Raw genomic sequence first — 22,878 nt, forward strand, 5'->3', positions numbered from 1 at the left:
GTTACTCTCCCCATCAAATTGTACAAATACAATTCCTGTACAAATATTCGGGAGTACCGAAATGCGTGCTTTCTTGCAAGATTTTGCGCAGACGTTCTCCACACTGGATGCGAGCCGCTTGGGCGCTCTGGAGGAGTTGTACACACCTGATGTTCACTTCCGTGATCCGCTACACAGCCTGAATGGACTCCCGGCGCTTCGGCGCTACTTCGGGCAGATTTACGCCAGCGTGCGAGATCTCCATTACGAATTCCAAGGCTTCGATGAAGTTGGTCCTGATCGAGGCTACCTTCGCTGGACCCTGCGTTTTCGTCACCCACGTTTGGCCGGAGGTGAAGTAATCCAACTGGAGGGCTGCAGCTACCTGCGCTGGCATGAACGGGTTTACCTGCACCACGACTACTTCGATGCCGGCGCTTTGCTTTACGAACACCTGCCATTGATGGGGCGACTGATTGCGTGGCTCAAGCAGAGGCTCGCATGAGTCGCATATGGCTGACTGGCGGCAGCAGCGGCATAGGGGCTGCGTTGGCGGAAATCCTGCTCGAAGAGGGCCATCAATTGGCACTGAGCGCCCGCCAGATCGCGCCACTGCAAGCAATAGCGGAGCGCTTTCCCACCCAGGTGTTGGTTGCCGCAGGCGATATCAACGATCGGCAGCACGTCGCAGAGATCGGCCGGCGCATCGAACACATGTGGGGCGCCCTGGATCTAGCGATCCTCAATGCCGGCACCTGCGAGTATCTGGAGCCGGGGCGCTTCGACGCAGAACTGGTGGAGCGAGTGGTTCGCACCAATCTGCTCGGAGCCAGCCACTGCGTGCAGGTAGCGTTGCCTCTGCTTCGCCGCGGCGAGCGCCCGCATCTCGCAGTCGTTTGCAGTGCGGTGACCTGGCTGGCGCTACCGCGTGCCGGGGCCTACGGCGCGTCCAAAGCGGCCCTGCGATATCTCATCGAGTCCCTGCGCATCGACCTTGCCGCCGAGGGCATCGACGTGACTCTGGTCAGCCCTGGCTTCGTCGACACCCCGCTCACGCACCGCAACGACTTTCCCATGCCCATGTGCTGGTCAGCACAGCGCGCCGCCCGACGTATAGCAGCTCACCTGCGGAAACGGCCTCTTGAGATTGCCTTCCCGCTGCCCTTCATCCTTGCCATTCGCCTACTCGGCAGCTTTCCGGCGCGCTGGCGCCTGGCACTGGGCCGACGCCTGGCACGGCCCCAACAAACGGATTGAAACGTGCGCATCGCGATCATCGGCAGCGGCATATCCGGCCTCACCTGCGCGTACCTGCTGGCGCGCCGCCACGAAGTGGCTGTATTCGAGGCCACGGACTGGATCGGCGGCCACACCCATACCATCGATGTCGAATGGCAAGGCCGAAGCTACGCGGTGGACACCGGCTTCATCGTGTTCAACGACTGGACCTACCCGAACTTCATCCACCTCTTGAAGCAGTTGGGCACAGCCTCACGGCCTACTGAGATGAGTTTCTCGGTGCACGATCCGGCCAGTGGCCTTGAATACAACGGCCGCGATCTGAACAGCCTTTTCGTGCAACGCCGCAATCTGTTGTCGCCTGCCTTCTGGAAAATGCTGCGCAACATTCTGCGCTTCAACCGCGAGGCCATGGCCGACTTGCAGGAACAGCGCATCGACGTTGCCACGCGGCTTGGCGAGTACCTGCACATGCACGGCTACGAGCAGCGCTTCATCGAGCACTACATCGTTCCCATGGGCTCGGCCATCTGGTCGATGTCGCGGGCACAAATGCTTGACTTCCCACTGCAATTCTTCGTGCGCTTCTTCCATAACCACGGTTTGCTCTCGATCAACAATCGCCCGCAATGGCGAGTGGTCGAGGGAGGCTCACGCAGCTACATCGAGCCGCTGTGCGCCGGTTTCCAGTCGGGACTACGGCTTAACTGTGCGGTACAGCGAGTCAGCCGGGACGTCGACGGAGTGCGCTTGCTCAGTGCTGCTGGATGGGAGCGCTTCGACAAAGTCGTATTCGCCTGCCATAGCGATCAGGCCTTGGCCCTGCTGGAGACCCCAAGCGTGCATGAGAGAAAGGTGCTTGGCGCCTTGACCTATGCCAGCAATGAGGTGGTCCTGCATACCGACGACAGCCTCCTGCCGCGACGGCGAAAGGCTTGGGCCAGCTGGAACTATCGGCTAGGTGGCCCACCCGAATCTCCGGCCACGCTGACCTACAACATGAACATCTTGCAAGGACTGGAGGCCCCGGTGACGTTCTGCGTCAGCCTAAACCAGGGCACGGCGGTCAACCCAGCCAAGGTACTGGCACGTTTCAAGTATGCACACCCTCAGTACACTCAGGCAGCGATTGCCTCTCAAGCCTGCCGGGAAAGCCTGCAGGGCTACCAGCACAGTTACTTCTGCGGTGCCTACTGGGGCAATGGTTTCCACGAAGATGGCGTGGTGAGCGCTCTCAAGGTCGCGGCCCATTTCGGAGAAACGCTGTGAACAGCAGCCTCTGCGACGGGTGGGTCAGCCATCGGCGCTTCGTGCCCTGCCCGCACACCTTTCGCTACCCCGTCGGAATGCTCTACCTGGACCTTGCCGAACTGGAGCGGGTACTGCGCATCTCGCGTCTGCTGCGGAGCTGGCGCCTGGCGCCGCTATGCTGGCGTGAGCGCGACTACCTACCGGCCTGGACTCGCTTCGGCGTTCCATTGGCCGAGGCTGTGCGTGAATTGCTGCGCGAAGCTTTGGGCGAGGCCCCCCAGGGCGCCATCCACCTGCTGACCCAGCCACGCAGCTGGGGTCTGTCCTTCAACCCGGTGAGCTTCTACTTCTGTCATGACGACACAGGGCGCCTGGCGGCGATCCTCTGCGAAGTGCGCAACACCCCCTGGCGCGAACGCTACAACTACGTGCTGCCAGTGCGCCCCGGAGAACCATCCGAGTTTCGGGTGGCCAAGGCCTTCCACGTATCGCCATTTCTGTCACAGGACATGGACTACCGCATGCGCTTCCTGGTCGAGGGCCCGCACCTACGCGTACACCTGGAGAACTGGCGCGAGGGGAAAAAGCTGTTCGAGGCCCACCTCAGCTTGCAGCGCCAGACACTCGACGCTGCGGGCCTGCGCCGGCACGTTCTGGCCTTCCCGTGGATGTCCCTGCGTACCTTGACCGCCATCTACTGGCAGGCCCTGCGGCTGCTGCTCAAAGGCACCCCCTTGCACGCCCACCAGGCCAGCGAGCGTCACCTAAGCGTCGGCCAACCCGCTAACGAGGACTCCAAGCATGTCCGACCCCATCCTGAGCGCTAGCAAAGCCGGCAACCTCGGTCCGCTCGCAGGCGGCCTTTTCAAGCAGGCCGTTCTCGCCCAACTGCGTCGCCTGCGCCATGGCCACTTACGGATACTGTTTCGCGGCGGGCAACTGGATTTCGGCGATCCAACCAGCTTGCAGCAGGCCCAAATCGAAGTCCTGGACGATGCGGTCTGGGGACTGGTCGCCAGCAATGGCTCGATCGGCGCTGGCGAGGCTTACATCCTGGGCTACTGGCGCAGCCCCGACCTGGCTGCAGTGACCCGCTTGTTTGTCTCCAACCTTGCCGTGCTCGACGCCATGGAGGGCGGCTTGGCGCGCCTGGGCCGTCCAATGTTGCGTTTGCTCCACTGGCTCAATCGCAACAGCCGAAACGGTTCGCGCCGCAACATCATGACGCACTATGACCTGGGCAACGCGCTGTTCGAACGCTTACTCGATCCCACCATGATGTACTCCGCCGCGATGTTCGAAAGCTCCGAGCAGAGCCTGAAAGAGGCTCAGTTGAACAAGCTCGAACGTATTTGCCGCAAGCTCGACCTGCGCCCAGGCAACCACCTGCTGGAAATCGGCACCGGCTGGGGCAGCCTGGCACTTTACGCAGCCAGCCGCTATGGCTGCCAGGTGACCACCACCACCTTGTCGGAGGCGCAATACGCACACACCGTAAAGCGTGTTGAGGCCCAGGGCCTGCAGCAACGTGTTCGCGTGTTGCGAGAGGACTACCGCGACCTCGAGGGGCGCTACGACAAGCTGGTATCCATCGAGATGATCGAGGCGGTCGGCCACCGCTACCTTCCGGAGTACTTCCGCCGTTGCGCTGAGCTGCTCAAGGATGACGGCCTGATGCTGCTGCAAGCCATCACAATCCGCGATCAGCGCTACGAACAGGCTCGCCGCTCGGTGGACTTCATCCAGCGCTACATCTTCCCTGGCGGTGCCCTGCCCTCGCTGACCGTGATGCTGCAGACCGCGAGCGCCGAAACTCAGCTCAACCTTCTGCACATGGAAGACTTCGGCCTGCACTACGCCCGCACCCTGCGGCTGTGGCACGACAACCTCCGGCAATCACGCCAGGCCTTGCTGGAGCTTGGTTACGACGAGACCTTCCAGCGCCTCTGGGAGTTTTACCTGTGCTACTGCGAAGGCGGCTTCGAAGAACGCTCCATTGGCGTCGCCCAGTTGCTCTGGGCAGGCCCGGCATCCCGAAGCGCTCCCTTGCTGGAGCGACCATAGGCCGAGGTATGGACCGGGCCTGGCTGATAGGCAACGCGCTCTGGCTGCAACTGGGCTGGTGGGGTTGCGTTCTCGGCGCACAGATATCCTGGTTACTGTTCGCAGTCGCCGCCGGGCTGTTCGCACACTTGGTGCTATGTCCTCACCCCCGGGCGGAGGCCGGTGCATTACTGCGCGTGGCCCTGGGCGGCTGTGCGATGGACACGACACTCGGCGCGATCGGTGTATTCGGCTTTGACCAGTCCCCTCTTCCGATCTGGCTTTTCCTGCTCTGGCTGGTATTTGCCTGCGGCCTGCGCCACAGTCTGGCCTGGGCCGCGCGGCCAGCCTGGCGAGGAATATTACTGGGGGGGATCGGCGGGCCACTGGCATACTGCGCCGGCGCGCCATTGGCTGAGGTTTCACTGCCGCTTGGCATCGCCGGTACAACGCTGGTGCTGGCACCGCTTTGGGGGGCTTGGATGCCTCTAGCATTCCGCCTGTCGGGCACGCGCTGAGCGGCAGCAACGCTCCGAGCCGTAGCGAACTTCGTCCCAACAGCGCGCCCAGCGCCTGTGCCGGAAGAACGGGCGACCACACACCGGGCAAACTTTGCTCGGCAGTTAAGCCTTCTTCACAGGGCCTCCCCGGCGTCCAGCTGCGCCAGCAGTTCCTCGCCACGCAACCAGAGTGCCTTGCGCCGCGGCTCATCCATGTTCAGCAAATTGCGGTAGACCATGGCCAGGCGCGGGTTTGACCCCAAACGATCGCGGTGGCGCATGAGGAAGTGCCAATACAACGCATTGAACGGACAAGCTTGTGGCCCCGTCGACTCGTCAACCCGATAGCGGCATCCCTTGCAGTAGTCCGACATTCGTTGGATGTAGCGGCCGCTGGCGCAATAGGGCTTGGAGCCAAGGTATCCTCCGTCCGCGTGCATCGCCATGCCCAGGGTATTCGGGAGCTCGACCCAGTCAAAGGCATCCAGGTAGACCGCCAGGTACCACTCGCAGACAGCCTTGGGGGCGATGCCGGCGAGCAGCGCGAAGTTGCCGGTAACCATGAGCCGCTGGATGTGGTGGGCATAACCCAACTCGAGGGTTTGGCCAATCACCTGGGCCATGCAGCGCATGTCGGTGGTGCCCGTCCAGTAGAACTCAGGCAACGGACGGTGATTACCGAATGCGTTGAGTTCGGCGTATTCCGGCATGCGCAGCCAGTAGATACCGCGCACATACTCGCGCCAGCCGATCAGTTGGCGAATGAATCCCTCGGCAGCATTCAGCGGCACCCGCTCTCGGCGGTACGCCTCTTCAACATCCGCGCACAGCTGGCGCACATCGAGCAGCCCAATGTTCAGCGCCGCACTGATTCTCGCATGGAACAGAAACGGCTCGTCGGTGGCCATGGCGTCCTGGTAATCGCCGAAGGCGGCCAGAGAGAAGTCGAGAAAGTGCAACCACAGAGCCTGTGCTTCGGCGTGGGTCACCGGGTAGTCGAAGGCAGCCAGGCCGCCGTAATGGTCGCTGAATCTCGCCCCGACCAACGCCAGTACCTCTCGGGTAATGGAATCCGCCTCGAAGCTCGCCGGAAAGGGACCACGTTGGCCACGCGGCAGTGCCTTCCGGTTCTCCGCGTCGAGATTCCAGGCGCCTCCCAGCGGGCTGCCGTCGGGCTCCAGCAGGAGTCCGCTGCGTTTGCGCATCCCGCGATAGAAGTGCTCCATCCGCAAGTGGCCGCGGCCGCCTGCCCAGCGCGCGAACGCCTCGCGAGAGCATAGAAAGCGGCGGTCGGGGTGCCACACCAGCGGCAGGCCGCAGCCCTTGAGCGCCTGCTCCAGGCGCCATTCACCACACTCAGTGATATGCGCCTCCTCAGCCCCCAAGGCCTCCATCCAACGACACAACTCACCGGGCAGGCTGCCGCTATTGTCTGCGTCGTCCAGGCGCACGTAGATCACCCGCCAGCCGCGCTGGCGCATGACCTCAGCGAAATGCCGCATGGCACTGAATATCAGAGCGATCTTCTGTGGGTGGTGAGCAACGTAACGCGCTTCGGCATCCACCTCAGCCATCAGCAATGCGTCCTGTCGGGCGTCCAGGGCGTCGAACAAGCTCAGGTCGAACGACAACTGGTCGCCGAGCACCAGCCCAAGGCGGCAGGCGGGCATCGTCATTGGGGGACCGCCTGCTGCAGGCATGCCATATCGCAACCGGCAACCAGCGACGCCATCTCGGGCTTGTAAATCCTCGGCCAGGCGTTCAGGTTGGCCAGCGCTTTCAGATTCATACTTCCTCCACGCTTACCAGGGCAGGCGCTCACCGTCGTATGCAAAGAAACCGCCGCTCTCAGCAGGCCCGAGGCGATCGATAAGGTCCAGCAGATCTGCTGCTGCCTGCCGCGCCGGACGCGCCAGCGCCGCACCTCGGAAAGGCTCGGACAGTTTGGAAATCACCGTACCGGGGTGCAGGCTCAGCAGGCGCGCCTGAGGTCGTTGGCGAGCCAGTTCGATGGCAGCGGTTTTCACCAGCATGTTCAGCGCCGCCTTGGAAGCGCGGTAGGCGTACCAGCCACCCAGGCGATTGTCGCCGATGCTCCCCACCTTCGCCGAAAGCAGCGCCATCGCCCCCCTTGCATGTAGCAACGGCAGGAAGTGGCGCAGGAGCAGCGCCGGCCCAATAGCATTGACCTGGAACACTGCCTGCATGGTGTCCGCTTCGATCGCGGCCAGGCACTTTTCCGGCTGCACGCCCGGACGGTGCAGCAAGCCGGCTGAATGCAGGATCAACTGATACGGTGCCTCGACTGAAAGCTCGGCCGCGGCCCGGGCGATGCTCGGCGGGTCTTCCAGATCAAGCCGAGGCAAGCTCCCGCGCCCTAATTCTCGCACTGCGACGCAGCGTGGGTCTTCTCGTAGCAGTTCGCAGAAGGCGGTACCCAATGCGCCACTCGCGCCAATCACTAGTGCACGGTAACCATCGTCCATCGACTTAAGACTCAGGGTTTCTCTCATACGCCCTGCCCGCCCGACTGCCGGCGGAAGAACAGGATCACCTGGCCTAGTTCTACACCGAGCTTGCTCATGTTCGATCGGTTGATGAGGGTGTCCTCGTCCATGAGGTACATCCAGTCGTCAAAGGTCACCTCGAGGGGCCGACCGTCCACAGGCAGATTCATTTGGTAGCGCCATTGCAACGCATTACCCGCCACTTCGCCGTACGCCTCACCAATCACATCGGCGGCACGGCCACGCCAACGTCCAGGAGCATCCGGAGTCAGGGTCCAGACCCTACGCTGTCGGAAGCCGTCGCTATAGAGGAAACGTTCATCGAGGATCAACTGGTCACCGTCGCGTCGGCTGGTGATCTGTGCCTGGAAGCACTTGACCACCTCGCCCGACCACGCCTGGAAGATCGCACAGGCTTCCACCGGAACAGCGAAGAAATGCACCAAGTCCTGGGACGGCTGGTCGCGGGCGTAGCGTTCGACGCTGGCGCCGGCGCAGCCGCCTAGGCACATCCAGGCCAAGAACAGCAGCATGGGCCTCATGAGCAAGCGCTTCATTCGGCGGCTACCTCAAAACCAAGCAGCCGGCGGCGCAGCTCGGGGTTGCGAGTGCGCGGGTCCAACCAGATTGCAAAGAAGGCGCGGGCGAAGTCCGGGTCCGCCACCTCCCGCCTAAGCTGTCCATCCACATAAAAGCGGCAGCCCCGGCCTGGCAAGTACAAGCCAGTAATGCTCTGGCCGGGGACCACATCGACAAATGCTTCATGCATTTCAAACGTCCACTGCGCCAAGCGCTTCGGGTCGAGCCCTTCGCCACCGAGCCGGCGTATTTCCTCCAGGCTGACCTCGACCAAGGTGTCACGCTTGAACTCGCGGTGGTAGGTCAGCTCCAGGGCGAAGGGCTGGTCCAGCGCTGGACTCACCTCCCGGCTCCAGAGCCTCGCCTCGTAGATTGCAATGCCGAACCATTTCAGCTCGCCGGTACCAACAGCACGCGCTCCTGGCAAGTCGTCACGCCAGTCTGCCAGAGCCGCTGTCGTGCCCAACAATAGCGCCAGGGCGAGACCGCTCACCTTGCTGAGCATGTGCTCAAGCACCCAGCCTAGTGCCACCTTGCTCCTCCGCCTGCCCGGCCTTGCGATCGCTACAAATAGTTGTACAATTGTTAATCTTGTACAGTTTATAGCGCGACCAGACTGCGCAGTCCAGCTGTGGCTGCTCCCAACCGATGAAGCAGCCAATCACCAGGGAATGGTTGGATGACGCTGTGCCAAGCTGGCAAGGACGTCGATGCCTCGATCAACCCGAGCCATAGGCAGTGCCCAGCTTGACGAGGCGTTGCTTGGGAGGGTGAAACAGCTATCGAGCTTTCACACAGAATTCCTCGATGCGAACTGGGGTAGAACCCGGCACGAATCCTTGTACCCATGCATCGCGACCGATGAGCTTCAACCGCCTCCACTGTGTGACCCATACGTTCCAGAGTGTATTGTCCATTCGAGTCAGTTCGGACGTGAATCCATCGGCAGGCGCAGGTAAGAAATCATGACTTGCCCTTCTAAAGCGCCCAAAACGCGCTGTTACTCCAAGAGAGAGGAAACGCCGATCCTGCACAGTTTTAGCGGACTCGCCCTCCCCTGACGCTTACACAATTGGCGATCAAGGGTTACTGTCTGGCCCTGTTGCTCTGATCAAGCGCGGCAACCTCCAACCTCCACATTTCCGCTGTTTAAGAACTGCCCGCCCGCAAGTTTGTCGCGGGCGGGCTGCCTTGGTGACGAGGCACTTTCGCTTACCTGTGACAGGCAAGATGAACGCCAGGCATCGCAGTGTCAGCCCGAGCGAACCTCAATGCGTCGGCCACGCACGCGCTCCTCCTTGGGCAGTTCGACACGCAGCACGCCGTTGCTGCATCTGGCTCTGGCTTTCTCAGCAATGACGGGTGCAGGAAGCTGGAAGCTGCGCCGGAAACTGCCGAAGGTGCACTGGCGGACTCGATAGCGCCCATTGCCCTGTTCTTGCTCGACCCGCTTTTCACCGCGGATGATCAGAACATCTCCCCTCACCTCTAGATCCAGATCCTCCTTCACCATGCCTGGCACCTCCAGGCGGACGACGATCTGCTCGCCGTCCTCGTAGAGATCGCCGGCCAGCAATCCCCAGCTTGAAGCAAGTGCCGGTGGCGAGTGAGCATCTTCCAGCGAGTTCCTGCTCCGGTTTACCGGCGTGAAACGTGTCAGCGCCTCGCTGGCGCGATCACGCAGCTGGCGCCAGCCCTCACCCAGCGAATGCCAGGTTTCCTCCAGGCCCTGCTTGAGTTCAGCTAGTTTGTCCATGGGGTCGACCTCCAAACACTCAAGGCCCTACTCGCTTTTCACGACGATCTTCCGAGGCTGGGCATGCGCATGCTTGGGGACACGCAGGTTCAGCACACCGTCCCGTAGCTCAGCATCGATCTGTGTAGTATCCAGCTCGGAACTCAAGGTGAAGGCTCGCCGGAACCGCGACAGCTGGACCTCGGCATAGACGGCCTCCAGGTGTTCGGACATCTCCGGCATGATCTCCCCTTCCAACAAAAGCGTGTCACCTTCCACATTGACCACGAGTCGCTCCCTGGGCACGCCCGGAAGGTCCGCAAACAATTGGATTCCGTTGTCATCTTCGAAGACATCGACACGCGGCAGCAGTGTTTGGGTTTCAGTCTCGCCGCGCACGACCGCTTGCTTGTCGTTCATGGTGATTCCTCCTTCAAACCGATGCTGTTACTGAATGGTTATGCGCCTGGGTTGCGCAGCCTCCCGCCGAGGTAGCGAGATGCGGAGAACGCCGTCGCAATAATGAGCTTCGACCTTGTCGGTATCGACCTCATCGTTGAGGCTCACGGTACGCTTGAAGCGTCCGGAATAACGCTCGTTGGCGTACACGGAGCAATTGCCATCCTCCGCGCTCCGTGCCGGCCGGCGCTCGCCGGATATCGATAGCAGACCTCGATGGATCTGCAGATCAAGGCTGCTCGGATCGACACCGGGAACGAAGGCATAGACTTCTATGCTGGACGGCGTGCTTCCCACATTGATCGCCGGGAAAGCACCACTGGCCAGCGCGCGAATGCTGCCTGGACGCCCCAGTCTTGTGCCTAGGACTTGTTGCAGTTCGCGCTGCAGCCTCTCGAACTCGGCAATGGGATCGCTCGACAGATTAAGAAGGGACTCGTACATGACAAACCTCCTTCTGGCTGACTGACATGATCTCGACCAGGAAGCCTCACAGTTGTTCGTATGGCCCCTGCGACAGGAAATATGCAAGCGATTTCAAGGTTTTCAAGTCCTGGCTTAGTCGATTATGGAATTAGATATTTCCACCCTTTTGCACGTTGAATCTTTGCCCTGGCCCCACTGGATGTAGCCCGGGGAACGGCTTAAATCCGGGCTTCTCGAGCTCGGTCAGGTTCGGCGGTGCAGCCAAACGCACCTCGCCTTCACTCGTCCGGTCCGGCCTAAAAGCCGGACGAGGCCGGCAAGAGTTTCAGGCCGGGCGGAAGAGGTGGCAAGGATGGCATGGACGGAGGGGACGGTAGGGTCGGCAAGGATCCAGGCGATGGCAGAGCCGAGGTGGACGGCAAGGATTGCGGCGATGGAGAAGTCGGAGGGGACGGCAAGGACGGCGGCGTCGGCAGGGGCGGAGCCGACGGCATGGACTTCGGTAGCTGACCCGCGCGCGGCTTGAGCCCGCCGACAACGGACTTGAGCTTCTGGGCGAGGATCTTGGCAACCGCTTTCTTCGCTTCCTCCGCAATCGCCTCACTCACGGCGCGGATGATCGCGGGCGGCGTGGCGCCATTTGTCGACGCGCCGATGTCGGTGAGATGCAGCGGAGGCAGCGGCACCACCAGCGCACCTCCAGGCAGGGGGACATCAAGAGAGATCGAGCCGCCCATGACGATAATCTCGCGGAGGATGATCTTGCGTGCGTGGCTGCCGGCCCGAATGGCGGCCGGGGTGGAGGAATAGGTCCTGGCTGTATTCTTGATGGTTTCCAGGTTGCTGGTGGCCGAGGGGCTCCGCGCTGAGTAGGTAATCTGCGGCGCGATGACGGTCACGGACTCAACGATGATCGGCCCATCACCGAGAAGGGAGCCGCGTTCCACCTGCAGGGCGACACGGTCCACGACTACGGCGTAGGGCGAAGCGAATTCGGTTGGGTTTCCCACGGTAAACCCATCGAGCCCGCCCAGACCGGTGAAGGGCGAGAACTCGACGCTGCCCACAAGCACCTGCGTCTGCGTGGCCAGGGCACCCTCGGTCTCGATGGCGGATTTGATGGAGGGCTCGAACTGGCCAAGCAGGGTCCACAGCGCAATAGCGACAACGGCAAGCAAGACGGTCAGGGTAAGCCCGAACATTTTCAGCATGGTGTTGATGCTCCAAAAATGGCGGAGGCGCGCAGCGACTGGTTGGCTGCCCGTCGAACGCAACTCAGCAATGTCGCGACCAAGCCCCGGCCTTGACTCGACGAAGGCTGATCGGACCTGATCAGCCTTCGTCGATGAGGTTGAGGCGCAGTGCCGCCGCGCCCGTCACTCAGGAATTGAGCGCGGCACCGGCCGTCACCTGCTGGTCACCGGCAGCCGCATGGCGGCGCACTTTGAACCAGGCGGCATACAGCGCTGGGACGAAGAAGATCGTCAGCAATGTCGCCACGGTGAGGCCGCCCATGATCGCAATCGCCATCGGCCCCCAGAACACGCTGCGCGTCAGCGGGATCATCGCCAGCACGGTAGCCAGCGCCGTCAGCATCACCGGGCGAGCCCGGTGAATGGCAGCATCCAGCACCGCATTCCACGGGTCGCGGCCCTGGGAGATCTCGATCTGCACCTGGTCGATCAGGATCACCGAGTTACGCATGATCATGCCGCCGAGGGCGATGATCCCCAGGATCGCGACGAAGCCCAGCGGCGACTGGAATACCAGCAGCGCCGGCACCACGCCGATCAGGCCCGGCGGCGCCGATCCTGTAGTTGCTTGGCATGGGATACTGTGAGTTCCGCAGGTAGAGCGACGGCGTTCTTGGCAGCGAGAACGTCCGCCATGACACTGACTGCGATTTCCGGCGGGGTCTTGCTGCCGATATAGATGCCGATGGGCCCGCGCAGGCGCTGCAGCGATTCCTGCGTCTCGCCAAAATGCTCGATCAGGCGAGCGCGCCGGCTTTCGCTGTTGCGCCGCGAGCCAATGGCCCCGATGTAGAACGCCGGGCCACGCAGCGCCTCCAGCAAGGCCAGATCGTCCAGCTTCGGATCGTGGCTGAGCGCGATGACGCAACTGCGGACATCCGGCGCAAAGGCTCTGACGACGTCATCCGGCATGTCCTGAATGCGCTGCACGCCAGCAACGCTCCAACTCTCCAGGTACTGAGGGCGAGGGTCGCAGAGGGTGACCTGGAACCCATTGAACTGCGCCATAGTGGCGACATACTCGGCCAGTGCGCCGGCGCCGATCAGCAACATGCGGTAGCCCGGGCCGAGCGTGCTGATCATCCGCCTGCCGTCAAAGATGAACTCATCCGGTGTTTCCGTGCTTTCAAGGCTCGTTCGCCCCGTCTCGATGTCCAGCTTGCGCTGCATCAGTTGCCCCTGATCGAGGCACCCCAGCAGTTGTTGCAGAGCAGTCAGGTCGGGCTCGAACTCCAGGATCAGCTCCAGCGTACCGCCACAAGGCAAGCCAAAACGGTGCGCTTCGTCAGCACTCACGCCGTAGCGAACCAGCTGGGGGCGAGCTTGTGGCAACCCTGTTCCGCCGTAGGCGGTGGTATGTCGATGAATGAGGTCATCCTCGATGCATCCGCCCGACACGCTGCCTACAACGCGGCCGTCGTTGCGCAGGGCCATCATCGAGCCCACCGGCCGCGGAGAAGAACCCCAGGTGCGCGCCACCGTCACCAGCATCACGCGTTCGCCTGCGGCCAGCCAGTCACGGGCGGTTCGCAGGACCAACAGATCGATACTTTCCATCCAGGCTCCGCAACCTCATTGCCCAGCCGGCACGAAAGCGTGCTCGCTGGCGGTGTCGTTCAATCGGATTCCCCGGCGCTGCAGTGAGTCCTCCAACGCCGTCCCCTGCACCTGTACGGTCCACTGCGAAGCGATCACCGGCCGCTGCGCCGCGGCGGAATAGGCTTCGACAAGACGTTGCCGCTCTGGCAGGTAAAGAGTCAGCCCATTGCCTTTCCAACCCGCAACCGAATAACCCAAGGCCTGGCAGATAGGCAGCTTCGATGCAGCATCGCGTCGATCCGCCTCGCGCGAATCCTCGATCAACGCCGCGAACTCGGGATTCACACGGCGGTCGGTGGCTATCAGCACTTCACTGTCGGCGCTGCCCCAGGATTCCGGCGGACAATCCTTCGCCGAGGGGTTCAACGGGATGAAAGGATTGATCTCCATCGGATAGATCCGGCAAACCAGGGGCCGCTCCGCATAGATTGCGCAAAGGTTATTTGCGCCCAGGTTAGGACACTGCGGCTGCGCCACGCCGGCGAATATGGCGATGACATTGAGGTCTGCAGAGCCCGACCTGCCGATGCCAGCGCGACCACTGTCATGGGCATAGCGTGGTTCATGGCTTCGCGCGGGCTCGAGCAGGAATGCTTCGAGCAGGATCGCCACCTCCCCACCCCGGGCAAGCCAGGCAAAGGCTTCGTCCTGGGGCAGCGGTACGAATCGGCCACGGCAGCAGGCACCGCATCCCACGCAGGCGAACTTCACTGCGCCGGCACCATACATACGACAGCTCCCGCGAGCAGCACGCTCGTATTCCCGACCATGACGCGGCGGTGCCTTATATGAAGCGGATTGCCCACGTGGGCGGCGCCAACCTTGACATGCATGGAGTTGAATATTCCTCACTTCAAGAAGGCTATTGTCTTGGCAGGCGCGGCTGATTCAGCACCCAATTCGCTGGATTACTTGCCTGATCCTCTGAGCGTGCAAATTTTGGCTATTGGAAAGGGCAGTAGGTCCCGACAGGGGTTTAAACCACCTTGCGCACCGGCAGGCTGCGCACCCGCTTGCCAGTAGCGGCAAAGATTGCGTTGCAAAGCGCCGGCGCCACCGGCGGGACCGGCGGCTCGCCGACACCGCCAGGCGGCAGGTTATGATCGTCGTTGACCAGATGGGTACGTATCGTGCGTGGTGAGGCGTTATGTCGTAACACCTCATAGTCGTGGAAGTTGCTCTGGACGACGCGCCCCTTCGCGAAGGTGATCTCGCCCAGTAGCGCCAGGCTCAACCCCATGATGGCGCCGCCTTCGAGTTGCGCGCGAATACGCTCGGGCTTGATCTGCGGGCCGCAGTCGATTGCCATATCGACGCTCAGCACGTGCACCTCGCCCTTGTCGTCCACCGCCACCTCAACCACGGTGGCGGTATAGCTCAGGAAGCTGTAGCAGAACGCCAGTCCCAGGCCGTGGCCTTCGGGCAGCTTGCGGCCCCACCCCGCGCCCGCGCATGCGGCTTCGATTACCGCGCGCAGGCGCCCGGTATCGTAGGGGTAACGCTCGGGCGACTCGGTGTAGTTCCAGGTGTCGGCCATCGCTCCCGGGTCGATCCGGCGCGCGGGGCCGATCAGGTCAAGGGCGAACTCTCGATGATCCTTGCCCGCTCGCAGGGCCAGTTCAGCGATAAAACACTGCGCTGCAAAGGCATGGGGGATGTTGGCCACCGAGCGGAACCAGCCGATACGAGCGTGAGCAGGAACCGCGGCAGTTTCCACGCGCACGTTGGGGATGCGGTAGGGCATGTTGATCGCCGACATGGCAGATTCAAAAATCTGCTGTCCCATCGCGTTCTGTGTGAACAGTGACGCAATGGTGGGCGCGGCACTGCGGTGCAGCCAGGACCTGACCTGCCCGCGGCTATCGATCACTGCCTCCAAGCGCTCGACCGAGACGGTGTGCAAATAGTCATGCCGGATGTCATCTTCCCGCGTCCAAACCAGTTTGACCGGGGTGCCCTCGGGCATTGCCTGCGCGACAACGGCGGCCTCGTCCACGAAGTCAGGCTTGGACTTGCGGCCAAAACCACCGCCCAGCAGTAGTACATTGACCCTGATGTTTTCCGGCTTGAGCTTCAGGCGCGCCGCAACCGCATCACGCGCCGCAACCGGATTCTGCACCGAGGTCCAGACCTCGGCCTTGCCGTCGTTTATTCGCACGGTGGCTACCGGCGGCTCCATCGAGGCATGTGCCAGATGCGGCACGTGGTACTCCGCAACCAGTCGTTGATTCTCGGGCGCCTGGCTCCACGCCTGCGCGACGTCGCCCTGGTTGCGCACCACCTTGCCAGACGTGCGGGCGGCGGCGGCCAGAGTCTGGCGAAATTCCCCGGAGTCGTAACCGCCATTGCCGCCGCCGTCCCATTCAATCTGCAGGGCGTCACGCCCCTGCCGTGCAGCCCAGGTATTGCGCGCGACCACCGCCAGGCCACCCAGTGGCTGGAAGGCCGGCGCGCCGCTCATGGCCGGTATCTCCACGACCTTCAGCACCCCGGCTACGGCCAGCGCCTTGCTGGCATCGAAGCGACGCAGCCTGCCACCAACCACAGGTGGCCGCGCCACGACGGCATACACCATGCCGGGCAGGCGCATGTCCATGCCGTAAGTAGCCTGCCCCTTGCCAATGGCCTCCAGGTCGACCAGGCGTACCTGATCCTTGCCGATATAGCGAAAGTCCTTCCGATCCTTGAGGTTGAGCACCTTGGCGTCAGGCACAGGCTGCTTGGCTGCATCGACTGCCAGCTCGCCGTATCGCAGGCGACGACCAGTGCGCTCGTGGACCACCTCATGCTGAATGGCCTTGACCTCGGACACGGGGACCGACCAACGTGCTGCCGCAGCAGCCTCGAGCATCTGCCGCGCCGCGGCCCCGACACGCCGCATGGGCATCAGGAAGTGCCGCACGCTGCGTGAGCCATCCACGTTCTGGTTGCCGTAGCGTATCTCGTCGGCCTCGGCCTGCACGACCCTGACCTGCTCCCAGCGGGCTTCCATCTCATCGGCAACCACCATCGGCAAGCTGGTGCGCACGCCTGTGCCCATCTCTGCGCGGTGCGCAACGATGGTGACAGTCCCATCGGCGGCGATGGAAACAAAGATCAGCGGATCGTCCACCGTTCCTCCCGACATGCCATCGGCGCCATATCTCGGGGTACCCTCTTCTGCCCAGGCGGCCGTAATCAACCCCTTAGCCGTCACTGCCAATGTCAGCGCTGCGATACTGCCTTGCAGAAAGCCCCGACGGGAGAGTCCAGAATTGATGCTCATCGCGGGTCTCCCTGCGCCAGTTGGCCGGCCGCCTGCTGGACGGCTGCGCGGATGCGCGGGTAAGTGCCACATCGGCAAATGTTGCCGCTCATTGCCTGGTCAATCTGCTCCTCACTGGGGAGCGGATTGGTCTTCAGCAGACTGACAGCCGTCATAATCTGGCCCGCCTGGCAGTAGCCGCACTGGGCAACGTTGTTCTCGATCCAGGCCTGTTGCACGACCTGACCGACAGGGTCGCGCTGCATGCCTTCGATGGTCGATATCGCTCGACCCGCCAAAGCCGAGATCGGCGTGACGCACGAACGAATGGCTACCCCATCCATGTGTACTGTGCAGGCTCCGCACATTGCCATGCCGCAACCGAACTTGGTGCCTGTCATGCCGAGCTCATCGCGCAACGCCCAGAGCAAAGGCATCTCGTCGGGCACATCAACGTCTGTCGATTGGCCATTAATTTGAAGACGTATCATGGGCGAACTCCTGTCAGGAAGACTGCATTGCTTTGAATGCAGACCAAAAAGATCGGGCTTTCACTGCCAATCCACCGCAACCGTCAAGCCAAGTGCAGGCTCCCGAGGGTGGTGAGCGGAAAGGCTGCCGCTCACGGGTAAACCGGCATCACGACGAAGCCTGCTCATTTCATTTCGTCTCAACGCCGATCAACGTTGCAGGTTCTTGGTGAAGAACGCGGTGATTGCGTTGAAGGGAATCTTGTCCAGGCGGTCGTATAAATCGACGTGGGTGGCATCTTTGACGATCAGAAGCTCTTTCGGTTGTGCAGCAGCCGCATAGGCGGTTTCAGAGAAGTAGCGCGAGTGAGCTTTCTCACCGTGGACGAACAGGATCGGCCGGGGAGAAATCTCCTGGATATAGCTCAGGATCGGCATGTTCATGAACGCCTGCGGTGTGGTGACCGACCAGGAGTTGCCTGAATTGACTGCCCGCGGGTGATAGCCGCGCGGAGTCATGTAATAGTTGGCGTACTCAACCAGGAACTGTGCTTCGCCGCCGCTCAGTTTGTTGTAGGCCGGTTGATAGGCAGGCTTTCCGCTGGCGGCATCTTCCCAGCGCTGCAGACTCATGTGCTCCAGCGCCTGCGCACGCTGTTCTGCAGTCATGCTGTCGTTGTAGCCTTTAGACATGACCCGACTCATGTCGTACATGGTGCTGGCGACAACGGCTTTGACACGTTTGTCAGCCGCCGTAGCGTTTAATGCCATACCCCCCATGCCGCAGATGCCGATTACGCCAATACGCTCGCGATCCACGTAGGACTGCAGCCCGATAAAATCCACCGCCGCCATGAAGTCCTCAGTGTTGATGTCTGGCGAGGCGATGTTGCGCGGCTCACCGCCACTCTCCCCTGTATAGGACGCGTCGAAGGCCATGGTAACGAAGCCACGTTCGGCCATTGTCTGCGCATACAGCCCTGCGGCCTGTTCCTTTACCGCACCGAACGGGCCACCCACCACGATGGCTGGCAGTCGTTGATCCCCACGGTTCTTCGGCAAGTACAGATCTGCGGCAAGCGTGATCCCGTAGCGATTTTTAAAGGTGACCTTCTGGTGATCAACCTTGCTGCTCCTGGGAAACGTCTTGTCCCACGTCTGGACCAGCTGTGCTGCGGTGACATCCGCACTCGCCTGGGCCTGAGCGGTGACAGACTGTACGCTCATCATCACTACAACACTTGTGATGATGCCGACTTTGAAAAGACGCGCGGGCGCGAGGCAAGAGGCCATGACCGTTCTCCTTCAAGTGCTGACTGTGTTGGGCTTGCCTTACAAGGCGCGCTTGAGAATGTCCGTGACGACATGGGGCGGGTAGGCATCCGCGATGCCGAACGCCTTGACGTTGATCTGGACGTTGTCGACGATGGCGGGCAGGTCCGACTCCGCAATATCCAACTGGTGGAGGCGAGTCGGCGTACCGATTTCATCGAACCAGCGCTCAAGCGCCGCGATGCCTTCTTCGGCCGACTCCAGGCCGAATACGGACTTCGCAAAGCGTTCGAATTGCGGTTTGTTCTGATCCTGATACCACTTCATCCAGGCAGGCATGACGACCGACAGCCCTGCCCCGTGCGGCACGTTGAACAGTGCCGACAATGAATGCTCGATCGCATGGTTGGGATAGCTGAAACCGGCACAACCGGAGAAGGTCAGACCGTTCTGCGCAAGCGTGGCGGCCCACGCGAACTCCCCACGTGCCGCCTCGTCGGCAGGGTTATCCAGCAATATCTGCGTGGTATCGATAACGGTATTGATCAGCGACTCCACCAGACGCGATTGGAGCCTGGGCTGAACCGTGGCGGTGAAGTACACCTCAATGAGGTGGGAGATGATGTCGGCGGCGGAATATACGAGGTAGTGACGTGATACGCCGGCCATTCTCGCAGGGCTGAGAATGGAGACTTTCGGTCGAGTGTGGTCGTTGCCGATCGACAGCTTTTCGTTGGTCGCCTCGTTTGTCACAACACCGTACGGGTTCATTTCGCTACCGGTTGCTGCGAGCGTCAGGATGGCAAACAACGGGAGTGCCGACGTCAGAGCTCCTTCGCCGATGAACAGATCCCATACATCCCCTGCGTACCTGGCTCCGGCCGCAATCGCCTTCGCACTGTCGAGGACAGATCCGCCGCCAACGCTCAGCACCGCACCGACGTCATGCGCACGGGCGAGCTCTACACCTTCACGAACTTTCGAGAGAACGGGGTTGCTGACGATGCCGCCCAGCGCCACGAACTCGATTCCTTGCCCCGCAAGGCTGTGGGCCACGACATCGAAAAGCCCGTCGTGCCTGATGCGCTCGCTTCCGTAGCAGAGCAGTACTTTACTCACGTTGCTGGCAGCAAGGTGCTCGCCAATGGTGGCTTCCTTTCCGGAGCCGAATTCGATTCGCGTTGGGTTATAGAAGCTGAACGGATTCATTTTGACTCCTTTTGAAACGTTGTATTTGTCGAAGGGAAAATACGAGCCGTGTCACGGCTCGCTCACCACAAGCGGGCCTGCAGGGCGGTTCTCAGCGTCTCCGGCAGCCTTGGCTGCCGAGCGACCTGCCAGGTAGGCAAGAACACTGGTGACCACGAGCAGCAGAGCACTCACTTTGAATGTTGCGCGGTAGCCAACCGAGTCGAAGATGATCCCGCCCACGGTGCCTCCAAGGGCAATCGCGAGCTGGCAGATGGCAACGAACAGACCACCGCCCGCCTCGACGTCGTCCGGAACAATGCGCGCAATCCAGGTGAACCAGGCCACCGGCGTCGCCGTCGCGATCAGGCCCCAGAATCCAAGCAACGTAGCTGTGGCAATGAGGGTGTCGCCGTACGCCACAAGCGCCATGGCGATCACCGCCATCACCACCGGAACGCCGACCAGAATTCGGAACAAGCCGCTTTCTCTGAGGAAGGCACCGATCAGGAACGTACCCACGAGACCGCATATCCCGATCAGTAGCAGCACGAAGGAAACCAGGGAGACGTCAAGCTGCGTCACGGTCTCGAGGAACGGACGCAGGTAGGTGAAGAGCATGAACTGGCCCATGAAGAAGCCCGCGACCGCCAGCATTCCCAGGGCAACCGGTGGCCTCTTCAGGAGCAAAAGAACATTGCCTGATCCCGACGATACGGGACGCGGCGTCAGCTTCGGCATGCTGATCATCAGCCAGGCGAGCGCCAGAATGGCAACCGGTACGACGATGAAAAACGCCCAGCGCCAACCGATGAAGGCGCCGAGGTAGCTACCCGCCGGCGCGGCGATCACCGTAGCGAGTGCGTTTCCGCCGTTGACCAGAGCCAGGGCACGCGGCACGTCCCGGGCAGGCACGAGACGGATCGCCGTCGCGGTGCTCAGAGACCAGAACCCACCGATTGCCACCCCGATCAGTGCCCGCCCGACCATGAAGATCTCGTAGTTGGCAGCAAACGCGACCACCGTCCCAGAGATGACCATGACCAGGATCATGCACATGAGCACTCGCTTGCGCTCCATCTTGGCGGCCACCGGAGCGATCACGAGCGCCACGAGCAAGGCGAACAGGCCCGATACGGAGATGCCCATCCCTGCCTGACCTTCGGAAATCCGCAGGTCACTCGCCAGGGGCGTAAGAAGGCTGACCGGCATGAACTCCGAGGCGACCAGGGCAAAGGCGGCAAGAGAAATCGCCAATACGGCGCCCCATGCTTGCCGTTCTTCGCCGCGATCATGTTGTGAAATGTTCTGTGGCAACACTGGTCCTACCCTCATGAATCGTGCCCGGGAACGCTGGAAACGCCCAGCGCGACAGGGCGATGTGATCCACCTGGCTGCTGGCAACGGGCTTTGCCCCATCGAGGCTCTGCTACCGGGCTGGGGCGTCCTGAATGCCCCATGTACTCATCGCCTTGGCAGACCGGGCTTATTGATCCTGTTTAGATGGGCATTTTGGAGGGAGGGCCTCTACGGCCAGTAGCGGATTTCTCTGCCTTACTTGCCTGATCCTATGAAAGTGCTGGTGTTTTGTAGGCTGGCGAAGCTCGCGCAGATACAGTGCTATCCAGACGGGAGGAGCCACATGAAATCTGCACAGACCGCTGGAAATCCAGTGGGTGATAACTTGAACGCGCTCATCAGGCATATCGGCAGGCGAACGCCTGATACCGGTGACTTCGGTACGGCAATAGCGAGCCTGGAACTCTTTCGTCGTAATGAGACGGCGCCCCCGTACAGCTGCATGGTGCCGCCGAGCATCGTCCTGGTCGTGGAGGGGGCGAAGAGGATGTGGATTGGGGGCGATGCCTATGACTACGACCCGTCGCGGTTTCTGGTGACCTCGCTCGACCTGCCTGCAAACTCCGAAGTAATCAAGGCGAGTCGTGATCGCCCGTGCCTGGGGCTGGCGTTCAAGCTGGACCAGCGCATCTTGGCCGAGCTCATTGCCAGCGGCACTTTGCCCCCGAGGAGGGATCGCGCAGCAACGGCCGGCGTCGGCATAGGCACGGTCACCGACGCAATACTGGGCCCGTTTTTCCGCTTGGTTTCCTTGCTGGACGAGCCCGAAGCTATCCCGACTCTCGCACCGCTCGTTCAGCGGGAAATTCACTATCGTTTGCTGATGAGTGACCAGTCTGACCGGTTAAGACAAATTGCCGCCGTCGATGGTCATGGATACCGAATAGCCAAGGCAATCGATTGGCTGAAGCTCAACTTTGCCTCACCGCTGCGGGTCGATGACCTCGCGAGCCGCGTTCAGATGAGTACGCCTTCGTTTCACCACCACTTTCGGCAACTGGCATCAATGAGCCCGCTTCAGTATCAGAAGTGGCTGCGCCTCAATGAGGCAAGGCGCCTAATGCTAAACGAGCACCGGGACGTTTCGACGGCAGCGTTCGAAGTCGGATACGAGAGTCCATCCCAGTTCAGCCGCGAGTACGCACGTATGTTCGGCGTTGCGCCGAAACGAGATATCACCGCGCTGCGCGAAAACGCGGCGAAGCCGAGCGGCTGACCGTAGTAGCTGCAGAACGCATTGCCCGACGACCATAGAGCGTCGTATTGGGTTGGAAGCTGCCTCTCGGCTAGGGCAGAAATCGGCCAAAAGCAGCCGTTTGTCATCGGCCCAATTCGCTCGAAAACAGACGGATCGATTCACTTGCCACTACGAAACCGACATCCCGTAATTGCTCCACCTCTTAGCCAACGACTAAACTCCCCTGCATGAAACGCCGCCTTCGGTTCCTCCTCGTCTTTCTGATCAGCCTGGCGCTTCCCCTGAGCGGGATGGCGGGCATCGAGGCGCCGGCCGAGGCCTGTCCGATGCAAGCCGCCGGCATGAGCCAGATGGCGGACATGGATATGGCCTGCTGCCATGACCTGGACAAGATGGCCGAGCATGGCAAGAAAGCCTGCAAGACGGGCCAGGAATGCAAGACCGGCAGCATGCTTCAGGTTTCAATCCTGAAACCACCGGTCACCCTGACCGGGCCTGTGCTCGCCGACTCCTACCCTGTAGCTGTTCCCGACCGCTCCCCTGCCGATCTCTGGCGACCTCCCTGCGTCTGATTCCT

At 61.7% G+C, this 22,878-nt stretch carries 24 protein-coding genes and 1 pseudogene; 8 read left to right on the forward strand and 17 right to left on the reverse strand.

Annotated elements, in window-relative coordinates; genetic code table 11:
• Nucleotides 1-61: 61 nt before the first annotated feature.
• Genes OXH74_RS24730 through OXH74_RS24755 form a run of 6 tightly spaced genes read left to right on the forward strand, consistent with a single transcriptional unit; the run spans nucleotide 62 to nucleotide 5,030 of the window.
• A complete protein-coding gene (locus tag OXH74_RS24730) occupies nucleotides 62-484 on the forward strand; it encodes a nuclear transport factor 2 family protein (protein ID WP_375739294.1) in 423 nt (140 codons plus the stop codon).
• The gene (locus OXH74_RS24735) at nucleotides 481-1,236 is read left to right on the forward strand and encodes an SDR family NAD(P)-dependent oxidoreductase (RefSeq protein WP_375739295.1); all 756 of its coding nucleotides are present in this window, start codon (nucleotides 481-483) and stop codon (nucleotides 1,234-1,236) included. The genes OXH74_RS24730 and OXH74_RS24735 overlap by 4 nt, the downstream gene beginning before the upstream one ends.
• Nucleotides 1,237-1,239: 3 nt before the next feature.
• Nucleotides 1,240-2,487, forward strand: coding sequence for an NAD(P)/FAD-dependent oxidoreductase (locus tag OXH74_RS24740; protein ID WP_375739296.1), 1,248 nt, complete (start codon nucleotides 1,240-1,242; stop codon nucleotides 2,485-2,487).
• Entirely contained in the window at nucleotides 2,484-3,296 is an 813-nt protein-coding gene (locus OXH74_RS24745) for a DUF1365 domain-containing protein (protein ID WP_375739297.1), read from the forward strand. The genes OXH74_RS24740 and OXH74_RS24745 overlap by 4 nt, the downstream gene beginning before the upstream one ends.
• Nucleotides 3,271-4,533, forward strand: a complete 1,263-nt coding sequence (locus OXH74_RS24750; RefSeq protein WP_375739298.1) for a class I SAM-dependent methyltransferase — start codon at nucleotides 3,271-3,273, stop codon at nucleotides 4,531-4,533. The genes OXH74_RS24745 and OXH74_RS24750 overlap by 26 nt, the downstream gene beginning before the upstream one ends.
• A gap of 8 nt (nucleotides 4,534-4,541) precedes the next feature.
• Entirely contained in the window at nucleotides 4,542-5,030 is a 489-nt protein-coding gene (locus tag OXH74_RS24755; RefSeq protein WP_375739299.1) for a DUF2878 domain-containing protein, read from the forward strand.
• Here the strand turns inward: OXH74_RS24755 and OXH74_RS24760 are convergent.
• From OXH74_RS24760 to OXH74_RS24840, 17 genes and pseudogenes are all read right to left on the reverse strand, one after another.
• Nucleotides 5,001-5,135 carry a DUF2256 domain-containing protein gene (locus OXH74_RS24760; RefSeq protein ID WP_251702009.1) on the reverse strand — a complete coding sequence of 45 codons (135 nt, stop codon included), beginning with the start codon at nucleotides 5,133-5,135 and terminating at the stop codon, nucleotides 5,001-5,003. The genes OXH74_RS24755 and OXH74_RS24760 overlap by 30 nt on opposite strands.
• Nucleotides 5,136-5,146: 11 nt before the next feature.
• The gene (locus tag OXH74_RS24765; protein WP_375739300.1) at nucleotides 5,147-6,688 is read right to left on the reverse strand and encodes a cryptochrome/photolyase family protein; all 1,542 of its coding nucleotides are present in this window, start codon (nucleotides 6,686-6,688) and stop codon (nucleotides 5,147-5,149) included.
• A gap of 126 nt (nucleotides 6,689-6,814) precedes the next feature.
• A complete protein-coding gene (locus OXH74_RS24770) occupies nucleotides 6,815-7,525 on the reverse strand; it encodes an SDR family NAD(P)-dependent oxidoreductase (protein WP_375739301.1) in 711 nt (236 codons plus the stop codon).
• On the reverse strand, nucleotides 7,522-8,061 hold the full coding sequence (locus OXH74_RS24775) for a DUF3833 domain-containing protein (RefSeq protein ID WP_375741680.1): 540 nt from the start codon (nucleotides 8,059-8,061) through the stop codon (nucleotides 7,522-7,524). Before OXH74_RS24775 ends, OXH74_RS24770 begins: the two co-directional genes overlap by 4 nt.
• 11 nt (nucleotides 8,062-8,072) lie before the next feature.
• The gene (locus tag OXH74_RS24780) at nucleotides 8,073-8,603 is read right to left on the reverse strand and encodes a chalcone isomerase family protein (RefSeq protein ID WP_375741681.1); all 531 of its coding nucleotides are present in this window, start codon (nucleotides 8,601-8,603) and stop codon (nucleotides 8,073-8,075) included.
• Between the two features lie 747 nt (nucleotides 8,604-9,350).
• Complete coding sequence (locus OXH74_RS24785; protein ID WP_375739302.1) at nucleotides 9,351-9,854, reverse strand: Hsp20/alpha crystallin family protein; 504 nt, start codon at nucleotides 9,852-9,854, stop codon at nucleotides 9,351-9,353.
• Between the two features lie 27 nt (nucleotides 9,855-9,881).
• A complete protein-coding gene (locus OXH74_RS24790) occupies nucleotides 9,882-10,253 on the reverse strand; it encodes an Hsp20/alpha crystallin family protein (RefSeq protein ID WP_375739303.1) in 372 nt (123 codons plus the stop codon).
• 27 nt (nucleotides 10,254-10,280) lie between these two features.
• Nucleotides 10,281-10,736 (reverse strand): Hsp20/alpha crystallin family protein, encoded by a 456-nt coding sequence (locus OXH74_RS24795; protein WP_375739304.1) that lies wholly within the window; start codon nucleotides 10,734-10,736, stop codon nucleotides 10,281-10,283.
• A gap of 278 nt (nucleotides 10,737-11,014) precedes the next feature.
• The gene (locus OXH74_RS24800; protein ID WP_375739305.1) at nucleotides 11,015-11,929 is read right to left on the reverse strand and encodes a hypothetical protein; all 915 of its coding nucleotides are present in this window, start codon (nucleotides 11,927-11,929) and stop codon (nucleotides 11,015-11,017) included.
• A gap of 169 nt (nucleotides 11,930-12,098) precedes the next feature.
• Nucleotides 12,099-12,527, reverse strand: a pseudogene (locus OXH74_RS24805) (efflux RND transporter permease subunit); the annotation flags it as partial.
• Nucleotides 12,509-13,528 (reverse strand): XdhC family protein, encoded by a 1,020-nt coding sequence (locus OXH74_RS24810; protein WP_375739306.1) that lies wholly within the window; start codon nucleotides 13,526-13,528, stop codon nucleotides 12,509-12,511. The gene OXH74_RS24810 and the pseudogene OXH74_RS24805, both read right to left, overlap by 19 nt.
• A 15-nt stretch (nucleotides 13,529-13,543) precedes the next feature.
• Nucleotides 13,544-14,299 (reverse strand): YkgJ family cysteine cluster protein, encoded by a 756-nt coding sequence (locus OXH74_RS24815; RefSeq protein ID WP_375739307.1) that lies wholly within the window; start codon nucleotides 14,297-14,299, stop codon nucleotides 13,544-13,546.
• Nucleotides 14,300-14,546: 247 nt separating this feature from the next.
• Entirely contained in the window at nucleotides 14,547-16,835 is a 2,289-nt protein-coding gene (locus OXH74_RS24820; protein ID WP_375739308.1) for a molybdopterin cofactor-binding domain-containing protein, read from the reverse strand.
• A complete protein-coding gene (locus tag OXH74_RS24825) occupies nucleotides 16,832-17,305 on the reverse strand; it encodes a (2Fe-2S)-binding protein (RefSeq protein WP_375739309.1) in 474 nt (157 codons plus the stop codon). Before OXH74_RS24825 ends, OXH74_RS24820 begins: the two co-directional genes overlap by 4 nt.
• 189 nt (nucleotides 17,306-17,494) lie before the next feature.
• Nucleotides 17,495-18,514: an alpha/beta hydrolase gene (locus OXH74_RS24830; protein WP_375741682.1), complete on the reverse strand. Its 1,020-nt coding sequence runs from the start codon at nucleotides 18,512-18,514 to the stop codon at nucleotides 17,495-17,497.
• 102 nt (nucleotides 18,515-18,616) lie between these two features.
• Complete coding sequence (locus OXH74_RS24835; protein ID WP_375739310.1) at nucleotides 18,617-19,765, reverse strand: iron-containing alcohol dehydrogenase; 1,149 nt, start codon at nucleotides 19,763-19,765, stop codon at nucleotides 18,617-18,619.
• A gap of 51 nt (nucleotides 19,766-19,816) precedes the next feature.
• Nucleotides 19,817-21,079, reverse strand: coding sequence for an MFS transporter (locus tag OXH74_RS24840; protein ID WP_375739311.1), 1,263 nt, complete (start codon nucleotides 21,077-21,079; stop codon nucleotides 19,817-19,819).
• 307 nt (nucleotides 21,080-21,386) lie between these two features.
• Here OXH74_RS24840 and OXH74_RS24845 point away from each other — a divergent pair, with 307 nt between their 5' ends.
• Nucleotides 21,387-22,319 carry an AraC family transcriptional regulator N-terminal domain-containing protein gene (locus OXH74_RS24845; protein ID WP_375739312.1) on the forward strand — a complete coding sequence of 311 codons (933 nt, stop codon included), beginning with the start codon at nucleotides 21,387-21,389 and terminating at the stop codon, nucleotides 22,317-22,319.
• Nucleotides 22,320-22,528: 209 nt separating this feature from the next.
• Complete coding sequence (locus OXH74_RS24850) at nucleotides 22,529-22,873, forward strand: hypothetical protein (protein ID WP_375739313.1); 345 nt, start codon at nucleotides 22,529-22,531, stop codon at nucleotides 22,871-22,873.
• Nucleotides 22,874-22,878: the final 5 nt, after the last annotated feature.

It is taken from the genome of Metapseudomonas boanensis, assembly GCF_042232855.1.
Lineage (GTDB): Bacteria > Pseudomonadota > Gammaproteobacteria > Pseudomonadales > Pseudomonadaceae > Metapseudomonas > Metapseudomonas boanensis.